Origin of the sequence: Mesorhizobium sp. NZP2234 (assembly GCF_013170765.1) — a bacterium.
Classification (GTDB): domain Bacteria; phylum Pseudomonadota; class Alphaproteobacteria; order Rhizobiales; family Rhizobiaceae; genus Mesorhizobium; species Mesorhizobium loti_D.
Genome location: NZ_CP033364.1, coordinates 2771410 through 2791843 on the forward strand (window position 1 = coordinate 2771410; position 20434 = coordinate 2791843).

The 20434-nt window shown below is 65.5% G+C and carries 15 protein-coding genes; 9 read left to right on the plus strand and 6 right to left on the minus strand.

Features of this window, described 5'->3' with window-relative positions:
- The first annotated feature begins 33 nt into the window (after window positions 1–33).
- Together EB230_RS13605 and EB230_RS13610 are read left to right on the plus strand one after the other, a co-directional pair.
- Window positions 34–765, plus strand: a complete 732-nt coding sequence (locus tag EB230_RS13605; protein WP_172372682.1) for an AAA family ATPase — start codon at window positions 34–36, stop codon at window positions 763–765.
- Window positions 766–1084: 319 nt separating this feature from the next.
- Window positions 1085–1498: a DOPA 4,5-dioxygenase family protein gene (locus tag EB230_RS13610; protein ID WP_056572047.1), complete on the plus strand. Its 414-nt coding sequence runs from the start codon at window positions 1085–1087 to the stop codon at window positions 1496–1498.
- A gap of 248 nt (window positions 1499–1746) precedes the next feature.
- Here EB230_RS13610 and EB230_RS13615 read toward each other — a convergent pair whose 3' ends face one another.
- The gene (locus EB230_RS13615; protein WP_172372684.1) at window positions 1747–3558 is read right to left on the minus strand and encodes an ABC transporter ATP-binding protein; all 1812 of its coding nucleotides are present in this window, start codon (window positions 3556–3558) and stop codon (window positions 1747–1749) included.
- A 216-nt stretch (window positions 3559–3774) separates the two neighbouring features.
- Between EB230_RS13615 and EB230_RS13620 the strand changes: the two genes are divergently transcribed.
- The 5 genes from EB230_RS13620 to EB230_RS13640 are packed head-to-tail and all read left to right on the plus strand — an operon-like array spanning window position 3775 to window position 9469.
- Window positions 3775–5127: an LLM class flavin-dependent oxidoreductase gene (locus EB230_RS13620; RefSeq protein WP_172372686.1), complete on the plus strand. Its 1353-nt coding sequence runs from the start codon at window positions 3775–3777 to the stop codon at window positions 5125–5127.
- 11 nt (window positions 5128–5138) lie between these two features.
- Window positions 5139–5912, plus strand: coding sequence for a DUF427 domain-containing protein (locus EB230_RS13625; protein WP_172372688.1), 774 nt, complete (start codon window positions 5139–5141; stop codon window positions 5910–5912).
- A gap of 49 nt (window positions 5913–5961) precedes the next feature.
- Window positions 5962–7617 (plus strand): ABC transporter substrate-binding protein, encoded by a 1656-nt coding sequence (locus tag EB230_RS13630; protein ID WP_172372690.1) that lies wholly within the window; start codon window positions 5962–5964, stop codon window positions 7615–7617.
- A 14-nt stretch (window positions 7618–7631) separates the two neighbouring features.
- Window positions 7632–8591, plus strand: a complete 960-nt coding sequence (locus EB230_RS13635) for an ABC transporter permease (protein WP_172375067.1) — start codon at window positions 7632–7634, stop codon at window positions 8589–8591.
- Window positions 8588–9469 (plus strand): ABC transporter permease, encoded by an 882-nt coding sequence (locus EB230_RS13640; protein ID WP_172372692.1) that lies wholly within the window; start codon window positions 8588–8590, stop codon window positions 9467–9469. The genes EB230_RS13635 and EB230_RS13640 overlap by 4 nt, the downstream gene beginning before the upstream one ends.
- A 10-nt stretch (window positions 9470–9479) precedes the next feature.
- Here EB230_RS13640 and EB230_RS13645 read toward each other — a convergent pair whose 3' ends face one another.
- A complete protein-coding gene (locus EB230_RS13645; RefSeq protein ID WP_056570879.1) occupies window positions 9480–9848 on the minus strand; it encodes a response regulator in 369 nt (122 codons plus the stop codon).
- 16 nt (window positions 9849–9864) lie between these two features.
- Entirely contained in the window at window positions 9865–12132 is a 2268-nt protein-coding gene (locus EB230_RS13650; RefSeq protein ID WP_056570881.1) for a PAS domain S-box protein, read from the minus strand.
- A gap of 400 nt (window positions 12133–12532) precedes the next feature.
- Between EB230_RS13650 and EB230_RS13655 the strand changes: the two genes are divergently transcribed.
- Entirely contained in the window at window positions 12533–12676 is a 144-nt protein-coding gene (locus EB230_RS13655; protein WP_081294848.1) for a hypothetical protein, read from the plus strand.
- Between the two features lie 24 nt (window positions 12677–12700).
- Here EB230_RS13655 and EB230_RS13660 read toward each other — a convergent pair whose 3' ends face one another.
- Window positions 12701–14914, minus strand: a complete 2214-nt coding sequence (locus tag EB230_RS13660) for a cation:proton antiporter (protein WP_172375068.1) — start codon at window positions 14912–14914, stop codon at window positions 12701–12703.
- A 227-nt stretch (window positions 14915–15141) separates the two neighbouring features.
- Window positions 15142–15834 carry a DUF2270 domain-containing protein gene (locus EB230_RS13665; protein WP_172372694.1) on the minus strand — a complete coding sequence of 231 codons (693 nt, stop codon included), beginning with the start codon at window positions 15832–15834 and terminating at the stop codon, window positions 15142–15144.
- 641 nt (window positions 15835–16475) lie between these two features.
- On the opposite strand from EB230_RS13665, the gene EB230_RS13670 reads away from it, so the two are divergent.
- Entirely contained in the window at window positions 16476–19103 is a 2628-nt protein-coding gene (locus EB230_RS13670; protein WP_172372696.1) for a DUF2235 domain-containing protein, read from the plus strand.
- Window positions 19104–19115: 12 nt separating this feature from the next.
- On the opposite strand, the gene EB230_RS13675 is transcribed toward EB230_RS13670, so the two are convergent.
- The gene (locus EB230_RS13675; protein ID WP_172372698.1) at window positions 19116–20339 is read right to left on the minus strand and encodes an MFS transporter; all 1224 of its coding nucleotides are present in this window, start codon (window positions 20337–20339) and stop codon (window positions 19116–19118) included.
- Window positions 20340–20434: the final 95 nt, after the last annotated feature.

The following is a 20434-nucleotide window of genomic DNA, read 5'->3' on the forward strand; positions in this document are numbered from 1 at the left end:
GTGTGCCTGCTTGGAGACGTTGGGCATTTCGGCATGATTATCGAGTTGTTTGGGCCGCCTGGTGCAGGCAAGACCACACTTCTTCGCGGCCTCTGCCAAGGGATGGCGAAGCAAGGCATCAACGTCAAGACAGTGAACGGCTATCGCCTGATCGAATACGGCTCGGCCCAGGATGACGGCCCGGAGGTACGTCATGGCATTGGCCGTATTGGCAAAAAGATCGCCACCTCCGCCCCTGTCTTGCTATCGACCTTGCCAAAGGACGGGGTAGCGGCGCGGCTTCTGGCATCAATCCCCCTGCGGAGCCGCACATGGTCGTGGCGCATGAAGGTCGACATCGCCCAGCTATGCGAGTCCTGGCGCAAGGCGCAGGAATCGGAAGGTTACTTCATTTTCGAGGAAGGCCTGATCCAGGCTTTGTGCGCGCTGGTTCTGCTGGCGCGCAGTCCAAGCATCGACGCGGTTCGTGACACGCTGGCGTTCCTGCCGCGGCCGGATGTCCTTATCCAAATCGATGCGCCGCAGGAAACCTTGCGCCGCCGTCTTATGGACCGCCATGCCGCGCAACCGCTCATCGAGGTCCTCCTGTTCGAACTCGGCGTGGAGAGGGGTCTGAAGCAAGCCAATATATCGCGGGAGGTCGGCGAATGCCTGCGCCAGGGCGGATGGCCCCTGATTAAAGTCAACGGCGCCGACTCTCACGATTTCGACAAGATCATCAAGCGAATCCTGGGAGAGCATGTCAATGAGACCGCCGTGGCGTAAGCGGGGCGACAGGAGCCAAATCACTGCATAGCCGGACGGACTCCCGACGTCGGCCCGAGCGCGCTCGCCCTCAAACAACAAAAACGTTTGCGCGCAATGTCGCGCGATGGCGGCAAGGCCGTCCCGATCTCTCGTCCGCTGGTGAGCTTCGCATCGGCCGTGGTGCCGAGAACCTCGTGGCGGTCGGATGACCTTGCTTAAAACCTCGTTCTTGGGCTGAATGCCTGGACATTCGCCACGTTGCCGAAACAAGTGGAACAGGGTCCGCCTCCGCGCTTCGGCCTGCCGGGCGCGACAAGCATCGAAGGAGAGCACTGTGATCAACGAAGCCAGTCCAAGGCCTCTCGCGGAAATCGCCAGCTATCACGCCCACATCTACTATGACGGAGAGACCGAGCGGCAACATGCCGAATGGCTGCGTCTTCGCATCGGCGAGCGGTTCCGCGTGCGCCTGGGCAATTGGCACGACGGGAAAGTCGGCCCGCATGACCAGGCCATGTACCAGGTCTCCTTCGCCAACGAGATTTTCGGCACGCTCGTGCCTTGGCTGATGCTGAACCATGGCGGCTTGAGCATCCTCATCCACCCGAATACGGAGAACCCCAAGCGCGACCATCTGGTCGATCCGGTCTGGATCGGCCGGCCGCTGGGGGTGCATGGCGACGTGCTTCCGGAAGACCACGAGGCGGAAGAGCCGCTGGAGCCGAACACCGAGCCATCGCTGCCGGCGTAGGCCGGCGTCGGTTCCGTTGGGTGCGCCTCTATCCCCGCCGCGCCATGGGGGGGCATCATTTGTCCGCCAGGAACCAAACGTCCACCGGCCACGAAGCGAGCGAGGCCGGTTGGCTTGATCTTCATTTCGATGATCTCGACTTCTGCTACCGCGAGTTCTTCGTCATGGCGGTCTGCCGGATCTGGCGCTCAGCATGAAGCTGCTCGAGTCGCCGGTGCACCCGCTTCATCTCGGCGGGTAGGCCAACCTCAGCCGGCGCGCTTCCAACAGGCGATGTAGTGGCCTGCTTCAACCTCCCGGGCAACAGGTTCGGCCTCAAGGCAGCCGGCATCGGCCAGCGGGCAGCGGCCGGCGAAGGCGCAGCCGCCGGGGCCGGCTTCGATGGCGGCCTGCGCTTCGGCCATGGTCGTCGCTAGCCCATCGTTCGAGGACGCCGCCAGCAGCACTTGCGTGTAGGGATGGTTGGGGCCGGCGAAGATCTGGTCGGAGGAACCGGTCTCGACCAGGCGGCCGCGATAGAGCACGCCGATGCGGTCGGCCATGTAGCGCACGACCCTGAGATCATGGCTGATGAAGAGGTAGGCGGTGTCCTTGCTCTTCTGCAGGTCGTTGAGCAGGTTGAGCACGGTCGCCTGCACCGAGACATCGAGGGCCGAGGTCGGCTCGTCCAGCACCACCAGCCTCGGCAGGCCGGCGAAGGCGCGCGCGATGGCCGTGCGCTGGCGCTGGCCGCCCGACAGCGTGCCGGGCTTTTGTTCCGCCGTGGTGGGGGCGAGGCGTACCGAGGCCAGGAGGTCGCCGACGCGCCGCGGCACCGCGCGGCGGGGCAGGCCGGCCAGCCGCCGCAACGGGCGGCCGAGGATGCGGCCAATGCGCTGGCGCGGGTTGAGCGTGCGGTCGGGCGACTGGAATACCATCTGCACATCGCGCCGCTCGCCCGGCTGGCGCCGTTCGACCAGTGGCGCCACGGTCTTGCCGAACAGTTCGACCGTGCCCGCCGTCGGCGGCTGCAGCCCGGTGACGATGCGGGCCAGCGTCGACTTGCCGGAGCCGGATTCGCCGATCAGCCCGAAGGTCTCGCCACTGGCGATGTCGAGATCGATGCCGTGCAGCACCGGCTGGCCGCCGAAGGATTGTCTTATGCCGCGGCAAGACACCGCGATTTCGCGCTGCGGCGCGGGCAGGGCGCTTTCCGCCTGCTCGCCGGGCGGCACGTTCGAACTCAGGTCCACGGCGCTGGCATCCTCGGCCAGCCTGCCGTCGCGCTTGGTGCGGTTGAGCGTCGGAATGGCGGCGACCAGCGCCCTTGTGTAGGCATGGCGCGGGTTGTCGAAAACTTCCCCGGCGGCGCCGGTTTCGACGATCGAGCCCGCCTGCATCACCGAGACCCGGTCGCAGGAACGCCGGATCAGGTTGATGTCGTGGCTGATCAGAAGGATGCTGGTGCGGTGCTCGCGGCGCAGATCGTCGAGAATGGCGATGATCTCGGACTGGACGCTGGCGTCGAGCGCCGTGGTCGGCTCGTCCATCACCAGCAGCGCCGGGTCGAGCGCGATGGCAATGGCGATGTTGGCGCGCTGCTGCATGCCGCCCGACAGTTCGTGCGGATAGAGCCGCAGCACGCGTTCGGGATTGGCGACGCGGACGCGGCCGAGAAGTTGCGCGGCGCGGCCAAGCGCATCGTCACGGTGCATCGGGCGATGGCGCAGGATCGTCTCGGTGATCTGCCCGCCAATGGTCATGCTCGGGTTCAGCGCCGAGCCCGGATGCTGGTACACGGCGGCGATGCGGTCGCCGCGCAGCCGGCGCAACTCTTTGGTCGAGAGGTCGCGGATTTCGCGATTTTCGAAGGCCAGTTGCGCGGCCTCGACCCGGGCGTGCCTGGGCAGGTAGCGCAGCACGGCCAGCGCCACCGAGCTCTTGCCGGAACCGGATTCGCCGACCAGCCCGAGCGCTTCGCCCTGGGCGATGGAGAGCGAGACGTCATCGACCGCGCGGTGGATGCGCCTGGCTCCGGCATAGGAAATGGAGAGGTGCTCGAGATCAAGAACCGAAGACATGGTTGGCAAAACCGAAGGCATTGGGGACCGGAAACCACTTTCTGCGCGCGCGGCGATCAGGGGCAATCGCTTCCGCTTTCATATGGAACAATCTCTATAAAATTACTCGAATTAAGGCCGAGCGCAATCTAACTTTCGCTGACTGGAAGATTTTCGGGGCACGGCCACAGGCCGCGGCGCCGGCGGTTTTCCGCATCCGCAGGGAAGGGTATCCAGATGTCGCACATGATCCTCAGCGCGTTCTTCTTCAACCCGCAGGGCGACCATCGCATGGCGTGGCGCCACCCCCGCGCGCCGGGCCGTGAAGTGCTCGATTTCGACTATTATCGCGAGCTGGTGCAGGCGGCCGAACGGGCACGCATCGACACCATCTTCGTCGCCGATCACGTGTCGATCTGGGATTCGGTGAAGAGCGGCGTCGCGCATTACGCCAATGCCCGCCTCGAACCGCTGACGCTGCTGTCGGCGCTGGCCGGCGTGACCAAGCATATCGGCCTGATCACCACGGCGTCGAGCTCCTACAGCGAACCTTACAATGTCGCGCGCCTGTTCGCTTCGCTCGACCATATCAGCAAGGGCAGGGCGTCGTGGAACGTCGTCACCTCGGCCATGGACGAGGAGGCGCGCAATTTCGGCCGCGACGGCAACATCGAGCACGCTTTCCGCTACGAGCGGGCCGGCGAGTTCCTCGATATCGTAAAGGCGCTGTGGGACAGCTGGGAGGACGAGGCGCTCCTGATCGACAAGGAGACGGGCTATTTCGCCGACCCCGACAAGATCCATCCGATCGACCACAAGGGCAAGCACTTCAAGGTGCGCGGGCCGCTCAACGTGTCGCGCCCGCCGCAAGGCCATCCGCTGATCGTCCAGGCCGGCTCGTCCGAGGACGGCAAGAATTTCGCCACCGCCCAGGCCGATGCGCATTTCGCCATCTACAGCACCAGGGAAGACGGCATCAAATACCGCCAGGACATCAATGAGCGGCTGGCGCGCCACGGCCGGCGGCCGGAAAGCTTCAAGATCCTGCCCGGCATCCTGCCGATCGTCGCGGCTTCCGAGGCCGAAGGCCGCGACAAGCAGGAATATCTGCAGACGCTGCTTCCCGACCAGGTCGGCATCGATCTTCTGTCGAGCTGGAGCGGCATCGACCTCTCGGCCTACCCGCCGGACGGCCCGCTGCCGCCGCTGCCGGATGAAAGCACCTTCAATGGCGGACGCACCTCGCTCAACCGCGTCAAGCAATGGTCGAAACAGAATCTCAGCCTGCGCGACATCGCCCGCAAGCTCGCCAACAGCGGCTCGGTGCCGACGGTTGCCGGCACGCCGAAGCAGATCGCCGACCAGCTTGAGGACTGGTTCGTCGCGGGTGCGGCGGACGGTTTCAACCTGATGTTCCCGCTGCTGCCCGAGGACTGGGTGAATTTCGCCGGGCAAGTGGTGCCGGAACTGCAGCGCCGCGGCCTGGTCCCGACCGAGTATGCGCCGGGCACGTTGCGCGACCGCTTCGGGCTCGCCCGCCCGGCCAACCGCTTCGCCGAGCAACGCGCCAATGCGCGCGCCGTGTCCTGAGGGGAACGGCCATGACCGCATCGCCGAACCTTCAGCCCCGCGAAGCCACGGCTCCGCGTCTTGTCAACGTGCTGCACAGCCCCAAGCGCATCCGCGTCAAATTCGGCGGCCGCACCATCGCCGACAGCCGCAATGTGCTGGTGCTGCGCTCCAACCATTTCCTGCCGATCTATTTCTTCCCGCCGTCCTCGGTCGATCCGTCGGTGCTGAAGCCGTCGCTGCATCGCGAGCCGCACGCGGTCGGCGGCGAGACCGCCTATTGGGACATCGACAGCGGCGGCAGGCGCGCCGCCAATGCGGCGTGGTCGTTCACAGCGCCGCCGGATGAAAATCTGGCGCCGCTCGCCGGCCGCATCGCCTTCACATGGAAGGCGGTCGACCAGTGGTTCGAGGAGGAGGAAGAGGTCTTCGTCCACGCCCGCGACCCCTATGCGCGCATCGACGTGCTGCACAGTTCGAGCCATGTCCAGGTCTGGTTCGACGGCGACATCATCGCCGACAGCCACCGTCCGGTGCTGCTGTTCGAAACCCATCTGCCGACGCGTTTCTACCTGCGTCGGGAGGATGTCCGGCTGGACCGGCTGACGGCGTCCAACTCGACGACGCGATGTCCCTACAAGGGCATCGCCTCCTACTGGTCGGGTCTCATGAAGGACGGGTCGGTTCGCCCCGACATCGCCTGGAGCTACCGCGACCCGATCGATGAGATGCCGAAAATCAAAGGGCTGATCGCCTTCTATCCGCAAGCGGTCGACCGCATCCATCTCGACGGCCAGCCGGCCTGACGGCGGCTTTCCCACCATCCATGCTCATCCAATTCAAGAAAGAGAAAAAATGACGAAACGGTCCGACATCGATCTTCTGCGCGGCCAGTCCCCCCGCAATCCGTCCCGCGACATCTGGAATGTCGCTGTCGATGAATATGCGCAGGGGTTTCTCAAGCGCCGCGACCTCCTGAAATACGCGGCACTGCTCGGTCTCACCGGCTTTGCCGCCTCGCAAGGGCTGTTCACGCCGGGGGCTGCCCGCGCGGCCGGGGCCGGCGGCGGCACGGTGCGCGTCGGGCTCGGCCAGCCGACCAAGGCGATCGACCCGGTTACGGTGACCGATCCGGCCAGCATCGGCGTGATCAGCCAGGTCGGCGAATATCTGATCCTCGACGACCCCAAGGACGGCCTGCAGCCGAAACTTGCCTTGTCATGGGAGGCCGACGAGACGGCCAAGCGCTGGACCTTCAAGCTGAGACCCGGGGTGAAATTCCACGATGGCCGCGCGGTGACGGCCAAGGATGTGGTCGCGACATTCGAGCGGCTTGTCGATCCGAGCACCGGCTCCGGGGCGCTGTCGGCCTATAAGGGCATCCTGTCGAAGGGCGGCGCCAAGCTGGTCGACGACGAGACGGTCGCCTTCGATCTCGACCAGCCCAACAGCAATTTTCCGTTCTATGTCTCGTCGGACGTGTTCAACGCCGTCATCCTGCCGGCGGATTATGCCGGCGATTTCGAAAAGAATTTCATCGGTACTGGCCCGTTCAAGTTCGAATCCTTCCGTCCCAAGCAGGGCGCCAGCTTTGTGCGCAATGCCGACTACTGGGGTGACAAGGCGCTGCCGGACCGGGTCGAGATCAAGTTCTTCGACGACGAGCAGGCGCAGGTGCTGGCGTTGCAGGCGGGCCAGCTCGACGTCATCCCCTCCACCACGCGGCTGGAGCTGGCGATCGAAGGCAATCCCAACTTCAAGCTGCTCAGCGTGCAGGCAAGCTCGCATGACGAAGTGCATCTGCGGACCGACCAGGCGCCGTTCACCGACAAGCGCGTGCGCCGCGCGCTGGCGCTCACCATCGACCGCGAGGCCGTGGTCAAGGGCTTGCTGAAGGGCCGCGCCATCGTCGGCAACGACACTCCGTTCGCGCCGATCTTCCCCTCGGCCGATCCGTCCGTGCCGCAGCGCAAGCAGGACATCGAGGAGGCCAAGCGGCTGCTTGGCGAGGCCGGCGTGCCCAACGGCTTCGAGGTGACGCTCACCACCGAGCGCGCCTACGACATTCCCGACTATGCGGTGCTGATCCAGAATTTCGCCAAGAAGGCCGGCATCGACATCAAGCTCAACGTGCTGCCGCAGGATGCCTATTACGGCTCGGCGACATTCGGCAGCTCGCCATGGCTGGATTCCAATCTCGGCATCACCGATTTCGGCCATCGCGGCACGCCCGACATCTTCCTCAACGCGACGCTGAAGAGTTCGGGCGCCTGGAACGCGGCGCATTTCAACAGCCCGGACTACGATGCCCTGCTGGTCGACTACGGCAAGGCGCGCGACCTGCAGGCGCAGCGCGTGGCGGCCGGCAAGATCCAGACCCTGCTGCTCGACGAGACGCCGCTGATCATCGGCTATTTCTCGCAATACAGCCGCATCGTCTCCTCGAAGGTCGAAGGCGTGCGCTTCACCGCGATCTCGCACCTGCTGCTCGACAAGGTGTCGTTCGTTTGAACGGCACCGTTTCGATGGCGATCGTCCGGCCGCTGGCGGCACGCGCGGGCTCGCTGCTGTTGACGCTGTGGCTGGTCAGCGCGCTGGTCTTCCTCGCCGGGCAGGTGCTGCCCGGCGATGTCGGCCGCGTCATGCTCGGACCGTTCGCCGATGCGCAGGCGGTCGCCGAACTCAATCGCAAGCTCGGCACCGACCAGCCGATCCTTGCCCAATACTGGCACTGGTTCAGCCGGGCTATTTCAGGGGATTTCGGCGACTCGCTGTCGATGCGCGCACCGGTGGCGCCGTTCGTTGTGTCGAGCATCAAGAATTCCGCCGCACTGGCCGGCGTCGTGCTTTTGTTCCTGGTGCCGATCGGCATCGGCGCCGGCGTCGTCGCGGGCCTGCGCTCGGGGAGCCTTGCCGACCGTCTGATCGTGCTGACCGGCGTTTCGCTCTCGATCGTGCCGGACTTCGTCTCCGGCCTGCTGTTGCTGATGGTCTTCGGCCTGTGGCTGGCCTGGTTTCCGATCACAGGTGCGGCGCCGGACGGGGCCGGCTTCTGGACGTCCAGCTACCATCTCATCCTGCCGGCGCTGCCGCTGGTGCTGAACCTGATCGGCTATGTCGCGCGCATGACCAGGGCAGGGGTGATGGAGGCCCGCGCGGCGGACTATACGCGCACCGCGATCCTCAAGGGCCTGAGCCCGTCGCAAGTGCTGTTCAAGCATGTGCTGCGCAACGCGCTGGTGCCGACGGTGGCCGTCATCGCCACGCAGAGCGGCTTCCTGCTCGGCGGGCTGGTGGTGATCGAGGCGCTGTTCGGCATACAGGGGCTCGGCAACCTCGTGCTGAGCGCGGCCAAGGCGCGCGACTTCCCGATGCTCGAGGCCGGCGTGCTGGTGATGGCGACGATTTTCGTGTCGACGGCGGCGATCGGCGATCTCCTGCAGGCGCTGCTTGATCCGCGCCAGCGCCGCCGGAACGCGCCATGACCGATCTCGCGCAGTCTCCCGTGCGCAGCGACATCAGGCTTTCCTGGATCGGCCGGCTGCGTGGCCTTCTGCCCGACGTGGCGCCTTCGACCCTGATCGGCTCGGTGGTGCTTCTGTTCTGGGTCGCCTGCGCGCTGTTCGGTGCGCTGTTCGTGCCGTTCGACCCCTATGCCGAGGATTTTCTGTCGATGATGACGCCGCCCGACGCGGTGCATTGGTTCGGCACCGACCAGCTTGGGCGCGACGTGCTTTCACGCATCATCGTCGGCTCGCGCGACATCCTGCTGGTGGCGCCGCTGGCGACACTGGCGGGCGTCACGGCGGGCAGCATCATCGGGCTGGTGCTCGGCACCTTTGGCGGCCTGATCGATGCCGTTGGCGCGCGGCTGCTCGACGCCGTCATGTCACTGCCCTTCATCGTGCTGGTGACGATGGCGCTGGTGGCGATCGGCCCGTCCAACCTCACCGTCATCCTGGTGATCGGCCTTGCCTATGCGCCGCTGGTGGCGCGCACGGTGCGCACCGCAGCGCGCGAACAGCGCGAGCGCGACTATGTCAGCGCCGCGCGGCTCGCCGGCGAAGGACGGCTGGCCATCATGTTCCTCGAAATCCTGCCCAATGTGCGGGAAACCATCCTCATCGAGCTGATCACCCGGCTCGGCTATGCCTTCTTCTCGATCGCGACGCTGAGCTTCCTCGGCCTCGGCATCCAGCCGCCATCGGCCGACTGGGGGCTGGCGATCGCCGACGGCTACGGCTTCCTCACCGGCGGCAAATGGTGGGTGGTGGTGTTCAATTCAGCCGCCATCATCTCGCTGGTGATGGCCACCAACCTCATCGCGCAAGGCATCGGCGCCTTCGAGAACAGCGACAAGTAAGTCGAGGAGCCTAGCCGAGCAGGCCCTGGATGGTGGCTGCGACCGCCGCGGCCGCATAGGGCTTGGGTAGAAAGACGCCACCGCTCGGCATCGCGTCCCGCGCCGGCTGTTGCTTGCCGGAGGTGACGATGATCTTGACCGGGGGCCAGCGGTCTCGCACGGCGGCGGACAGGCGCAGCCCGTCCATGGAGCCGGGCATGTCGATGTCGGTGAACAGGATGCGGATGTCCTGATGGACTTCCAGCAGGCTGATCGCCTGGTCCGCATTGCTGGCTTCGAGCACGTCATACCCCGCCTCGCGCAGTTCGTCGGCGATGGCGAACAGCAGAAAGGCTTCGTCTTCGACGACGAGGACGGTGACGGGGCTCTGAGTGATCATGGCATGCCCTATGTAGTCAGTACGGTGCTGTCGGCAACTGGGGTGCCGGTGCGTTCAACACACATTCGACGCCGTCGGGGTGGTAGTCGATCCGCACGGTTCCGCCGAAATCGGTGCCGAAGACCCGCTCGATCAGGAAACGGCCGAAGCCGCGCCGGCTGGGCGGCGTCACCGGCGGACCGCCGCTCTCGCGCCAGCGCCAGATCAGCCTGATGTCGCTCGGCTTGTCTTGGGATGGCTGCAGCGACCATTCGATCGCCACCTTGCCGTCCGGTGTCGACAGCGCGCCATATTTCAGCGCGTTGGTGGCGAGCTCGTTGACGGCGAGCGCCAGCGTCAGGGCCATCTTGGGATTGATCGGCAGCGCCGGGCCGGAGATCGACATCTGTTCGAGCGGGAAGGTGGCGACGGTGTTGTCGACCACCTCGCGGATCGAGGCGCTGGTCCAGCGGGTCTTGTTCAGGATGTCATGGGCATTGGCCAGCGCGCGCAGCCGTTCGTTGAAGGTGGCGCTTGCCGTGGCGATGTCGGTGTTGCGCAGCGTCTGCGAGGCGATGGCCGCGACCATTGCCAGGATGTTCTTGATGCGATGTTCGAGCTCGTGGGTCAGGAGCTCCTGCCGCGCCTGCGCCTCGCGCCGGTCGGTGACATCCTGCATGACGCCGAACATCTTGACCGGCTTGCCCGTCTCGTCGTGGACGAAATCGATATGGCGCGACAGCCAGCGCAGCTCGCCGGTGTCGGGCCGCCTGATGCGGTATTCCACGGCGGGCACGGCGGTGCCCTTCTCGCGCGTTTCCGGGTTGGAGCGGACGTCCTTGTCGGCGGGAATGACGATGTTTTCCAGCACGGAGATGTGCACACTGTCGCGCGGCGAAAGCCCCCAGAGACCCCAGAAGCCCTCGGAGCCGACCACGGTTCCGCTGGCGATGTCGAGTTCGAGGGCCGCGATACCGGCTGCGTTCTGCGACAGCTGCAGGCGGCGCTCGCTCTGCAGCAGGGCCTGGGCCGCCTGCTTCTGGTCGTCGATATCGGTGTTGGTGCCGATCCAGCGCAGGATGGCGCCGTCGGTATCGCGGATCGGAACGGCGCGCGCGATGAACCAGCGATAGATGCCGTCATGGCGGCGCAGCCGGAACTCGGTCTCGTAGAATGTGCCGGCGGCCACCGTCTGTTGCCACTTGTCCGAGGCCGCGGCGATGTCGTCGGGGTGCAGGATATCGGCCCAGCCATGACCGTCAAGCTCGCCCGGCCTGGCGCCGGAATAATCATAGACACGGGGGTTGAACCAGTCGAGCAACCCCTCCGGCGTGGCTGTCCAGACGTGGTTGGGCATCGCCTCGGCGAAGGTGCGGAACTGCGTCTCGCTCTGGCGGAGCGCCTGTTCGGCAATCAGCCGGTCGGTGACGTCGACACCTTGCACGAAGATGCCGAACACCTCGCCCGCGGGGTTGCGCACCGGCTGGTAGACAAGGTCGATGAAGCGGTCTTCGATCGCCGCGCCCGGCGTGCGCTGCAACTCCGCCTTCAAGGCGTAGCCGATGAATGCCTCACCGCTGGTGAAGACCTGGTCGAGCAGCTCGAAAAAGCCCTGGCCCTCCACCTCCGGCAAGGCTTGGCGGATCGGCAGGCCGATGATGTCGCGGTGGCCGACGAGCTGCATGTAGGCGGCATTGGTCAGTTCGACGACATGCTGCGGACCGGACAGCATGGCCATGAAGCCCGGCGCCTGTTCGAACATCTGGCGCTGGCGGTCGCGCTCGCCGGCGCGCCAGCGCTCGGCGGCGACCTTGGCGGTCGTCTCGATGACGATGGCGATGACGCCGGCCGGCTCGCCGCTTTCGTCGAGCACCGGTGAATAGTCGAGATCGAGCCAGACCTGCTCGGGCTTGCCGGTACGGTTCAGGGTCAGCACCTGTTCGCGATAGGCAAGCGTGCCGCCTTTGCCCAGGCACACCTTCATGATGTTGTCGTTGAAGTCGGCCACCTCGGGCCAGCCTTCCCGCACTTTCGAGCCGAGCAATTGCGGATGGCGGCCGCCGGCGAACTCCGAATAGCCGTCATTGTAGATCATGACGCCGTCCTCGCCCCACAGCATGACGATCGGCACCCTGGAGCGCAGGATCAGCGAGATCGCCGTCTTCAGGCTCTGCGGCCAGCCCCCGATCGGTCCGATCGACGTCGAGGCCCAGTCGAACGCGGCGATCAGGCGGCCAAGCTCTCCGCCGCCCGACAGGAAAGCGAGGTGAGGATTGCCTACGGTCGCTGTGCTGGTTTGCGGCATGAAGTCCCGGATCGGTCGGCGTTGTTCGAGGGGTCGATTGTGCTGGCTAACGTGCCGGATTCTGTCGATCGTTCGCTCTATCCCGGGCCGCGCGACATCGCGGCACGGATGACCGTGGCCATGACAGACAGTATTCTGGCGAGACGTGAACCGGCATTTCCTCCCCCGATCGCCACAACCCCGGGACAGGCCCTTAGGTTCCCGGTGCCTGTCGATTTTCCTTCGACAGGGTTGTCGGATCGAGGAGGGAAAGCCGGCTATTTGATCTAATTTCTTTGCAAGCCGTTAATTCGGCCATGCTGTTAATAAGTTCATTCTAATGCATGTCCACCGAAACCTCGTGACGGTTTCGGGATAACGATATGCGCGAAACTGATTGGTTTGGCGCGCGGGGTACGCAATGACCAAGAATCTCGGCAATGCACGCTATATGCCGCCCAAGGACACGAAAGCGTCCTTCATCAGCAAGGCCGCGCCGGCGCTGTTCCCGCTCGTCGTGGCGGCGCTGGGCTACATGATCGGGCGGCAGTTCTTCGGCATATAGGTTCCAGCACTCCGGGCGAGGGTATCAGGCGCCGATTTCGGCCGCCGTCTGTTCGGCGCTGGCGTCAGCCCGCCTGACGCGTTCGCTGGCCAGAAGCACGACCGGGCAGGCGACCGCGGCCAGTACCGCTGTCGCCGTGTCGCCGAAGAATAGCTCCTCGCCCGGCCGTTGGGTGACGCCCATCACCACCATGGCGGCCCCCTTGGCCACTTCCTTGGCGATCGATCTGTCCGCCGTGGCCCGGGTGCGGATCGCGGTGTCGACGGCGACGCCGTAGCGGTCCGCGAGATCGGCGACGTCCTTGAGCACGGCTTCCTCCCGGCGGTGCGAAACCGAGCCGGGCCGGTTGCCCTGCCTGGCTTGCGAGACATAGAGCACCTTGACGCGGGCCTGGTGCGGCCGCGCCAGCGCCAGCGCGAAATCGGCGGCGCGGCGCGCGACCTCGGTGCCGTTGACAGGGACCAGTATCGTCGTTCCGGCGCGCAGCACGGGCATCTTTCCATTGGCCTTGGCGCCGTTCAGCACGAGGCAGAGCGGGCCGTCGAAGCCACTGCTGATGTCCTTCAGCGCGCCGCTGAAGGTACCTTCGTCGCTCACAGTGTTCTCCAGCCCAACCAGCAGAAGCCCATAGCCCTTGCGCGCTTCCGCCGCGATTGTCTCGGCGCTGGCTTCAAGCTCGGTACGGGCTGTGAGATGAACCTTGTCGACAGGCGTGTCCTCGGCCTTGCTGACGGCCTTTGCACTCCTGGCGGCACCTTTCTTGACTTCCCTGGACGCGCGCTCCGGACCTTGGTCGCTGACCTGCCGGGCGAGCTTGCCATCCTGGAGATGAAGCAGTGTGGTCGGCATGCCGCTGCCGCCGCCGACCAGGCCTGCGAGGTAAGCTGTGAACTTGCCGGCCGGGCTGTCGTCGACCAGCAGCAGCAGCCGCTCCAGCCTGGAGACGAAGCCGCGCTCGTCGAGCAGTTCGCGCTCGACGCGCTGCTTCTCGGCATCGTCGACGGGCAGGCGGCCGAGCGCCCAGCGCAACATGGGCGGCATGGCGAGCGTGGTGATGACGGCCATGGTGACGATCATTGTGAACAGATTGTGGGACAGGATGTTCATCGACAGGCCGATGCTTGCGATGATTACCTCGGTCGAGCCGCGCGCGTTCATGGCGCTGCCGACGGCGGTGGCTTCCTTCAGCGACATGCCGGCCAGCCGGCCGCCGAGGAAGGCGCCGCCGAACTTGCCGACGCTGGCGATCGCCACCAGCGCAAGCGTCAGCAACGCAAGCGTCGGGTCGGTAAGCACGGTGATGTCGGCCGAGAGGCCGGCCATGCCGAAGAACACGGGCATGAACAGAGCCGTGATGAGGCCGCGCAGCTGGCCTTCGATGTGATCGGACAGGATCGGCGATTCCCCGACCAATATGCCGGCGACGAAGGCGCCGAGCACGGTATGGACGCCGATCAGGTTGGTGATCAGCGCCATCACCCCCATGATGATCAGGATGACCGTGATGACGGCGTATTCGCTGCGGAAGGAGTCGTTGCTCCAGCGGATCAGCGTGAACACCAGGCGACGGCCGATGGTGAAGGAAAACACCATGAACAGCGCCACCTCGGCCACCGTGGTGAAGAGCGGCAGTACCTGCAGGCTGCCATTGGTGGCGATGCCGAAGGTGACGGCGACGATCAGCCAGCCGATCGTGTCCTCGATAATGGCCGAGGAGATGATGACCTGGCCGAGATTGCGGCGCATGAAGTTCATCTCGCGCACCACCATGGCGACGATCTTGACCGAGGAGATCGACAGCGCCGTGCCGATGAACAGGCCGGCGACGACGCGCTGCGTTGGGTCCGGCAAGAGCGAGTCCGGCAGGAACCGCGCCAGCGCGAAGCCGCAGGCGAAAGGTACGACGACGCCCGTGATCGAGATCGAGAAGCAGGCTGCGCCCACCCGGCGCACCAGGCGCAGGTCCGTCTCCATGCCGGTCAGCAGCAGAAGGAGAAGGATGCCGAGCTGGGAGACGGCATCGATCATGCTCTTTTGCGCAGGGTCGTTGGAGAAGATATGGTGCTGGGCGTCGGGCCATATCCAGCCGAACAGCGATGGCCCGAGCAGGATGCCGCCGATCAACTGCCCCATGATCGCCGGCTGGCCATGGCGCTGGAAGATTTCGCCCAGGCCCCGGCCGACCAGCAGGAGAAGAACGATCTCGGCGACGAACACGCCTTCGGCCGAGCCGCCCATGCCCGAGGCATGTCCGGCCGGTTGCGCGGCCAATGCCTGGCTTGCCGGCGCCAGCACGACAAGGGCGGGCAGAAGGGCGGCCACGATGCCGTGTGACCTTGTAGCCGGTTGACGGTTCATGGGTTCCCTCGAGATGCGCCGCGGCGGACTGGCCATCACAACGCGCGATCGGTGTTTGCGTTGCAGCCGCGTGGCCTGTTGCAGCCGCGTGGCCTCAGGCATCGAACTCAGACATGGACATCGCCGAAGGAGAGTTCGCCGTCGTCGCCCGCCGCGAAAAGGACGATGGCGAGCAGTCCCACATAGAACGCGGCCACGATCGCGACGATGGCGACGCCTGGAATGGGACCAAGGGCGGCGCTGTCGACCGCCTCACGCAGCGAGCCGACAAAGCCGGTCCTGACGCCGACGGCCTGAAGGCTGGGTGTCGATATTTTCAGCACCCAGGCCAGCAGCAGGATGAGGAATAGGTAGATGTAATTCCGGCGCAGGCGGCGCGCCAGGGCGGCACGCTGCGACAGCAGGAACTTCGGCGCACGCAGACCTTCACCGACAATGAGCAGCCAATCCGAGGCGAAGTCGGGCTGCGGAGAGAATATCTGCGCGAAATAATGGCGTTCGAACTGGCGCACGCGTGCCCGGTAGAAGTCGAAGAACCGGTAACGGCGCGCCTCGATCCACAACAGCAGCAGGATCAGCAGCATGGCAAACAGCAGCACGCCATGATGGGCGCTGGCCGTCGACAGCGACACCGACAGCATGGCCGCCACGACGGTGATCGCCCAGTTCGTCGTCCTGTCCAGACGATCGCGCCATCCGGCCATGCGCGCGATCTCGGCACGGTGGAAATGCGACAGCGTGTTCACGCGCTCCGTCGATGAAAGGGCGGGGCCAGCAGGCTTTGCCGACGCGTCGTTCATGGCATCCTCCGGCAAGGACTAAAACAGTTTGCCGGCAATATCGTTCCGGGCGTGCGCGGCCAGCGCCCAGATCTCCGATCGGCGCGATAGGGGAGCGATTCTGTCCCGGCGACAGCGCCGTGACGGGAATCGCGAGCCGGCGGACGCTCCCATGACGGCCAGTTCGCCTCCGGGGCCATGGAGAACGCCTTCAAGGCAAGCTTCTCGACGCGGTTCTGAAGACGGAAAGACATTCCCCCGCGGTGGGGAGCGCCGTTTGCTTTGGGAGAATCCGGAAATTCGAGCCGAGAGGCCGTCCGGAAAGATACAGTCAGGTTCTATTCCAGTGGATTTTCCACTCGCGGAAGTCAAAGCGACGATTTTACTGCCTCAACTTGCACGCCGCCCCTGCTTGTTGGATAGTGACGCCAACGAACTGGGGGTTCGAGTGAAAATCAGGTGGGTCGCCAGGAGGCTTCTGGCCCTGGCTGCCTCATTCACAGATCCGGCGCGCAGGCGCGGCATGTCCATTGCCGCAGAACAGGCATCCGTGTTGCGCCGGCTGGGTAATCGGCGGCGCGGCCGATTGATGGCTTGAAGCCGGCAGCGCCGGCGATCGAACAGGAGTGGCAAAGCAGTGTAACGTCTTGGAGGGGCAGGAGATGGGCAGGAACATCGTCGTCTTCGCCGACGGCACCGGCAACAGCGCCGCCAAGGCGTTCAAGACCAATGTCTGGCGCCTCTACCAGGCGCTGGACCTCACCGGGGGTGATCAGATCGCCGTGTTCAGCGACGGCGTCGGGACCTCGCAGTTCAAGCCGTTCGAGATCATCGGCCTGGCGCTTGGCTTCGGCGTCAAGCGCCGCGTTCTGGCGCTCTACAAGTTCCTCTGCCTCAACTATGAGCCGGGCGACAGGATCTTCGCCTTCGGCTTCAGCCGCGGCGCCTTCACCATTCGCGTGCTGGTCGGGATGATCGCCCGCGAAGGGCTGGTCAACTTCAAGTCGGAAGAGGAACTCGACCGCAACGCGCTCGCCACCTATCGGGCATACCGCCCCCAGGCCTTCGGTTCCTCGCTGCCCTGGGTCGTGTTCGCCCGCTTCGTGCGCGACAGGGCGGTCGACCTTTGGAACGAGATCACGGGGAGCCGCCCCTACAGCGCGGTCAAACCCGGGAATGACGAAGACCGTTCCGCCACCAGGATCCGCGTCGCCTTCATTGGTGTGTGGGACACCGTCTCCGCCTATGGCCTGCCGGTCGACGAGCTGACCAAGGCGGTGGACAAATGGGTCTGGCCGATGACATTCGCCAACAGGGACCTTCTCGGTGCCGTCGATTGTGCCCGGCAGGCCTTCAGCATCGACGATGAGCGGCGCACATTCTTTCCGATTCCCTGGAATGAGCGCGCGGCGGCAATGGCCGATCCGCGCCTGCTGCAGGTCTGGTTCGCCGGCTGCCATGCCAATGTCGGCGGCGGCTACCCGGACGACAGGCTTGCCCACATACCGCTGTGCTGGATGATCGGCGAAGCCGCGGAGCAGGGGCTGCAATTCAAGAAGGACCTGGTCGCCGACTATTGGGACTACGCGTCCGAGGCCGGGCGCATCTACGATTCGCGATCCGGCGTCAGCGTCTTTTACCGCTACCATCCGCGCGACGCCCAGGATCTGATGCAGCGTGACGGCCAGCGCATCAATCATGGCGTAAAGCCGCTGGTCGATGCGAGCGTCATAATCCGGATGGCCAAGGGATGCGACGACTACGCGCCGATCGCGCTGCCCGAACATATCGACGTGCTGTCGCCGCTCGGCGCGAGGATACCTTTTACCGGCCTGCCGGACAATCGCTTGACGCCGATGAGCGAGGCCGCCCCGATCGACAAATTGCCGCTCCCGGCCGGACGCAGGCGCGATCTGGCCGACATGGAAAACAACTTCCGCGAAGCGCTGGGCAAGCTTCAGGAGAACGACAATGGCGAGGCGCCGGCGCCCGGCGAAAAGAACGCCGCCGGCCGCGATCATTCGAAGGGCCGCCTGGAACGCGCGCAGCTGATGCGCGACACCGTGTGGTGGCGCCGTGGGCTGTATTATGCGCTGTTGTCGATCGGGGTGCTGTTCCTGGCGTTTCCGCTGTTTGCCGGCTACGTCACGCTCGATGTCGGCGGTGAGCTCGGAAAGTCCGCCTCCGGCCTCATCGGGCCGATCTTTGGCCTGGTCAGCGGCTTGCTGCCTGGTTTTGCCGCGCCATGGATCGATGCGGTGGTCAATCATCCGCCGGCGGCCGCAATCCTGGCCGCGCTGCTTGGCATTCTCCTTTGGGTCAACGGCGTGTTGCGCACGCGTATCAACGACCGTGCGCGGGCCGCCTGGAATGTCAACGCCGGGCGCAGCGCGACAATGCTGCAATCGAGCAGGAGTGATGCGCATCGCCGCACGTCGCTGTTGGGAGCGGTCAGCCTCGGCATCGGTGCCTTGGCCGTGTGGCTTGGCGGAAATTACTACACCGGCTGGGTCTTCGCCGCCGGTGCTCTCGGCTCGTTCGCGACCTATCTCCTGCTGACCCGCAGGGGACCGCGTCGCGGGGTCGCGCCGACCCCCGTTTCGCTCCGCTTCGCCCGCGCCGTGCGGACGAACCCGCTCGCCCAGTGGGTCTACGAAAAGCTGAGGGAGTTCGTGCTGCCGGCGGTATTCCTTATCCTGTCGATCGGCCTCATCCTGTTTGCCGTCAACAAGGCCACATTCGAGGTCGCCGATTCGATGGGCGCCTTCTGCGCCAAACCCGGGCTTGGCGATCCGCCGGAAGGCGAAAGGCTGACGGGCACACCCTATCTCCTCCACACCGCCGACATGTGCGGCGACACCGGCAACTGGCTACAGCAAGGGGTTCGCTACGAGGTGGAGATTTCCATCATCGCAGGGGACCCATGGATCGACGGAGACGGGGACAAGGACAAAGCGTGTGCCGATACACGGGGCGTCGCCAGCGGCGGTGTCGCGCATTATCTGGGAACGCTGATGAAACGCTGGTGGGCGGAGCCCTATTTCAAGCCCATCGCCCGCGTCGGCCGCTTCGGCAATGACGAGTATGTCCTCAACGCCGTCGAGCCGGTGATCCCCGGCCAATGCGCGAACATGAAGCTGACCGCCGAGATCAAGCCCAAGGCATCGGGTGAGCTCTATGTCTATGTCAACGATGCCGTGTTCGGCCTGCCTTGGGTCTCCGACTTCTTCTACCGTCACAACCACGGATCGGCCGAGGTGAAGGTCCGCAAGGTGAACGTGTTTCCCTGAGCCGGCTGGCCGTCACCGCGGCCCGCCGATCCAGTCGACCAGCAGGGCGGCAAGGCCGAAGGTCGCGCCGATGGCACAGACACAGGGCCATCCGCCCCAGCTCCAGGCCATGCCGGCCAGCAAGGAGCCGACGGCGCCGCCAAGGAAGAAGATGCCGACGAACAGGCCGTTCAGGCGCCCGCGCGCCTTGGGCTGCAACAGGTTGATGGCGCGGCGGCCGAGCGTCTGGTCGCCGGTGACGCCGATGTCGAGCAGCACGGCGCTGGTGCCCATCAGCATAAGCGGTTGCCAAGACGCTCCGGACTGGGAGGAGCCGGCCCAGGCGGCGAGCGCCATCGCGCCGATCAGCACGAGATGGCAGAAAATGGTTGCGGATCGCGTCCAGCCTTGGTCGCCGGCGCGGCCGAACAGCGGCGTGACCACGGCACCGCCGGCGCCCACCAATGCGAACAGCGCGATGCCGCGCTGGCCAAGGGCGAAGGGCGGCTCCGCGAGGCGCAAGGCCACCGCGGTCCAGAACAGGCTGAACGCCGCCATCACCAGGGCCGCCGTCAGTGCGCGGCGCCGCAGCATCGGCTCGTCGCGCAGCAGGTCGAACAGTGAGGCGATCAGCGCGCCGTAGGAGGACTTCGCCTCCGGGCGCCGACGCGGCAAGGTGAAGGCGAGCACGCAGGCGAGCAGGACGAGTGCTGCGGCGCTGAGGCCGTAGAAGGCTCGCCAGCCCCAGGCGCCGGCGACAAGGCTGGCCAGCGGCCGCGCGAGCAGGATGCCTATCATCAACCCGCTCATCACATCGCCAATGACGCGGCCGGCCGCGCCGGGCGGCGCCATCGAGGCGGCGATGGGCACCAGGATCTGGATCGCCGAACAGGCGGCGCCGAGGACGAACAGGACGATCAGCAGCGAGGCGATGGTGGGCGCGAAGGCGGCGATGCCGGCCGCGAGGGCAGCCGCCAGGAGCATGCGCAGGATCAAGGCGCGGTTCTCGGCGAGATCGGCCAGCGGCACCAGGAAGAACAGGCCGGCGGCATAACCGAGCAGGGTGGCCATGGCGACGAGACCGACACTCGCGGCACTGGCGCCGAGCGACGGGCCGATCAGCCCGACCAGCGTCTGCGGCGCGAACAGGTTGGTGACGATGATGCCGGTAGAGGCGGCAAAAAGCAGCGTCTGCGGACCGGTGATGGTGCCGGCGGGCAGCCGGTCGCACAATTGGCCGTCATTGGTGTCGAGCATAAGGTCCTCAATGAAGTTGCATATTGAGCGAGGACTTTATGCCGAAGGATTATCATGCTACAATTCAATCAATTCGATAATGATTATGCGAGATA

What these genes read in the sequence shown, in the direction of transcription:
- EB230_RS13675 (WP_172372698.1), bottom strand. Translation starts at nt 20,339, where the DNA reads ATGCTCGACACCAATGACGGCCAATTGTGCGACCGGCTGCCCGCCGGC.
- EB230_RS13630 (WP_172372690.1), top strand. Translation starts at nt 5,962, where the DNA reads ATGACGAAACGGTCCGACATCGATCTTCTGCGCGGCCAGTCCCCCCGC.
- EB230_RS13655 (WP_081294848.1), top strand. Translation starts at nt 12,533, where the DNA reads ATGACCAAGAATCTCGGCAATGCACGCTATATGCCGCCCAAGGACACG.
- EB230_RS13605 (WP_172372682.1), top strand. Translation starts at nt 34, where the DNA reads ATGATTATCGAGTTGTTTGGGCCGCCTGGTGCAGGCAAGACCACACTT.
- EB230_RS13640 (WP_172372692.1), top strand. Translation starts at nt 8,588, where the DNA reads ATGACCGATCTCGCGCAGTCTCCCGTGCGCAGCGACATCAGGCTTTCC.
- EB230_RS13615 (WP_172372684.1), bottom strand. Translation starts at nt 3,558, where the DNA reads ATGTCTTCGGTTCTTGATCTCGAGCACCTCTCCATTTCCTATGCCGGA.
- EB230_RS13665 (WP_172372694.1), bottom strand. Translation starts at nt 15,834, where the DNA reads ATGAACGACGCGTCGGCAAAGCCTGCTGGCCCCGCCCTTTCATCGACG.
- EB230_RS13635 (WP_172375067.1), top strand. Translation starts at nt 7,632, where the DNA reads ATGGCGATCGTCCGGCCGCTGGCGGCACGCGCGGGCTCGCTGCTGTTG.
- EB230_RS13620 (WP_172372686.1), top strand. Translation starts at nt 3,775, where the DNA reads ATGTCGCACATGATCCTCAGCGCGTTCTTCTTCAACCCGCAGGGCGAC.
- EB230_RS13650 (WP_056570881.1), bottom strand. Translation starts at nt 12,132, where the DNA reads ATGCCGCAAACCAGCACAGCGACCGTAGGCAATCCTCACCTCGCTTTC.
- EB230_RS13670 (WP_172372696.1), top strand. Translation starts at nt 16,476, where the DNA reads ATGGGCAGGAACATCGTCGTCTTCGCCGACGGCACCGGCAACAGCGCC.
- EB230_RS13645 (WP_056570879.1), bottom strand. Translation starts at nt 9,848, where the DNA reads ATGATCACTCAGAGCCCCGTCACCGTCCTCGTCGTCGAAGACGAAGCC.
- EB230_RS13625 (WP_172372688.1), top strand. Translation starts at nt 5,139, where the DNA reads ATGACCGCATCGCCGAACCTTCAGCCCCGCGAAGCCACGGCTCCGCGT.
- EB230_RS13660 (WP_172375068.1), bottom strand. Translation starts at nt 14,914, where the DNA reads ATGGGCGGCTCGGCCGAAGGCGTGTTCGTCGCCGAGATCGTTCTTCTC.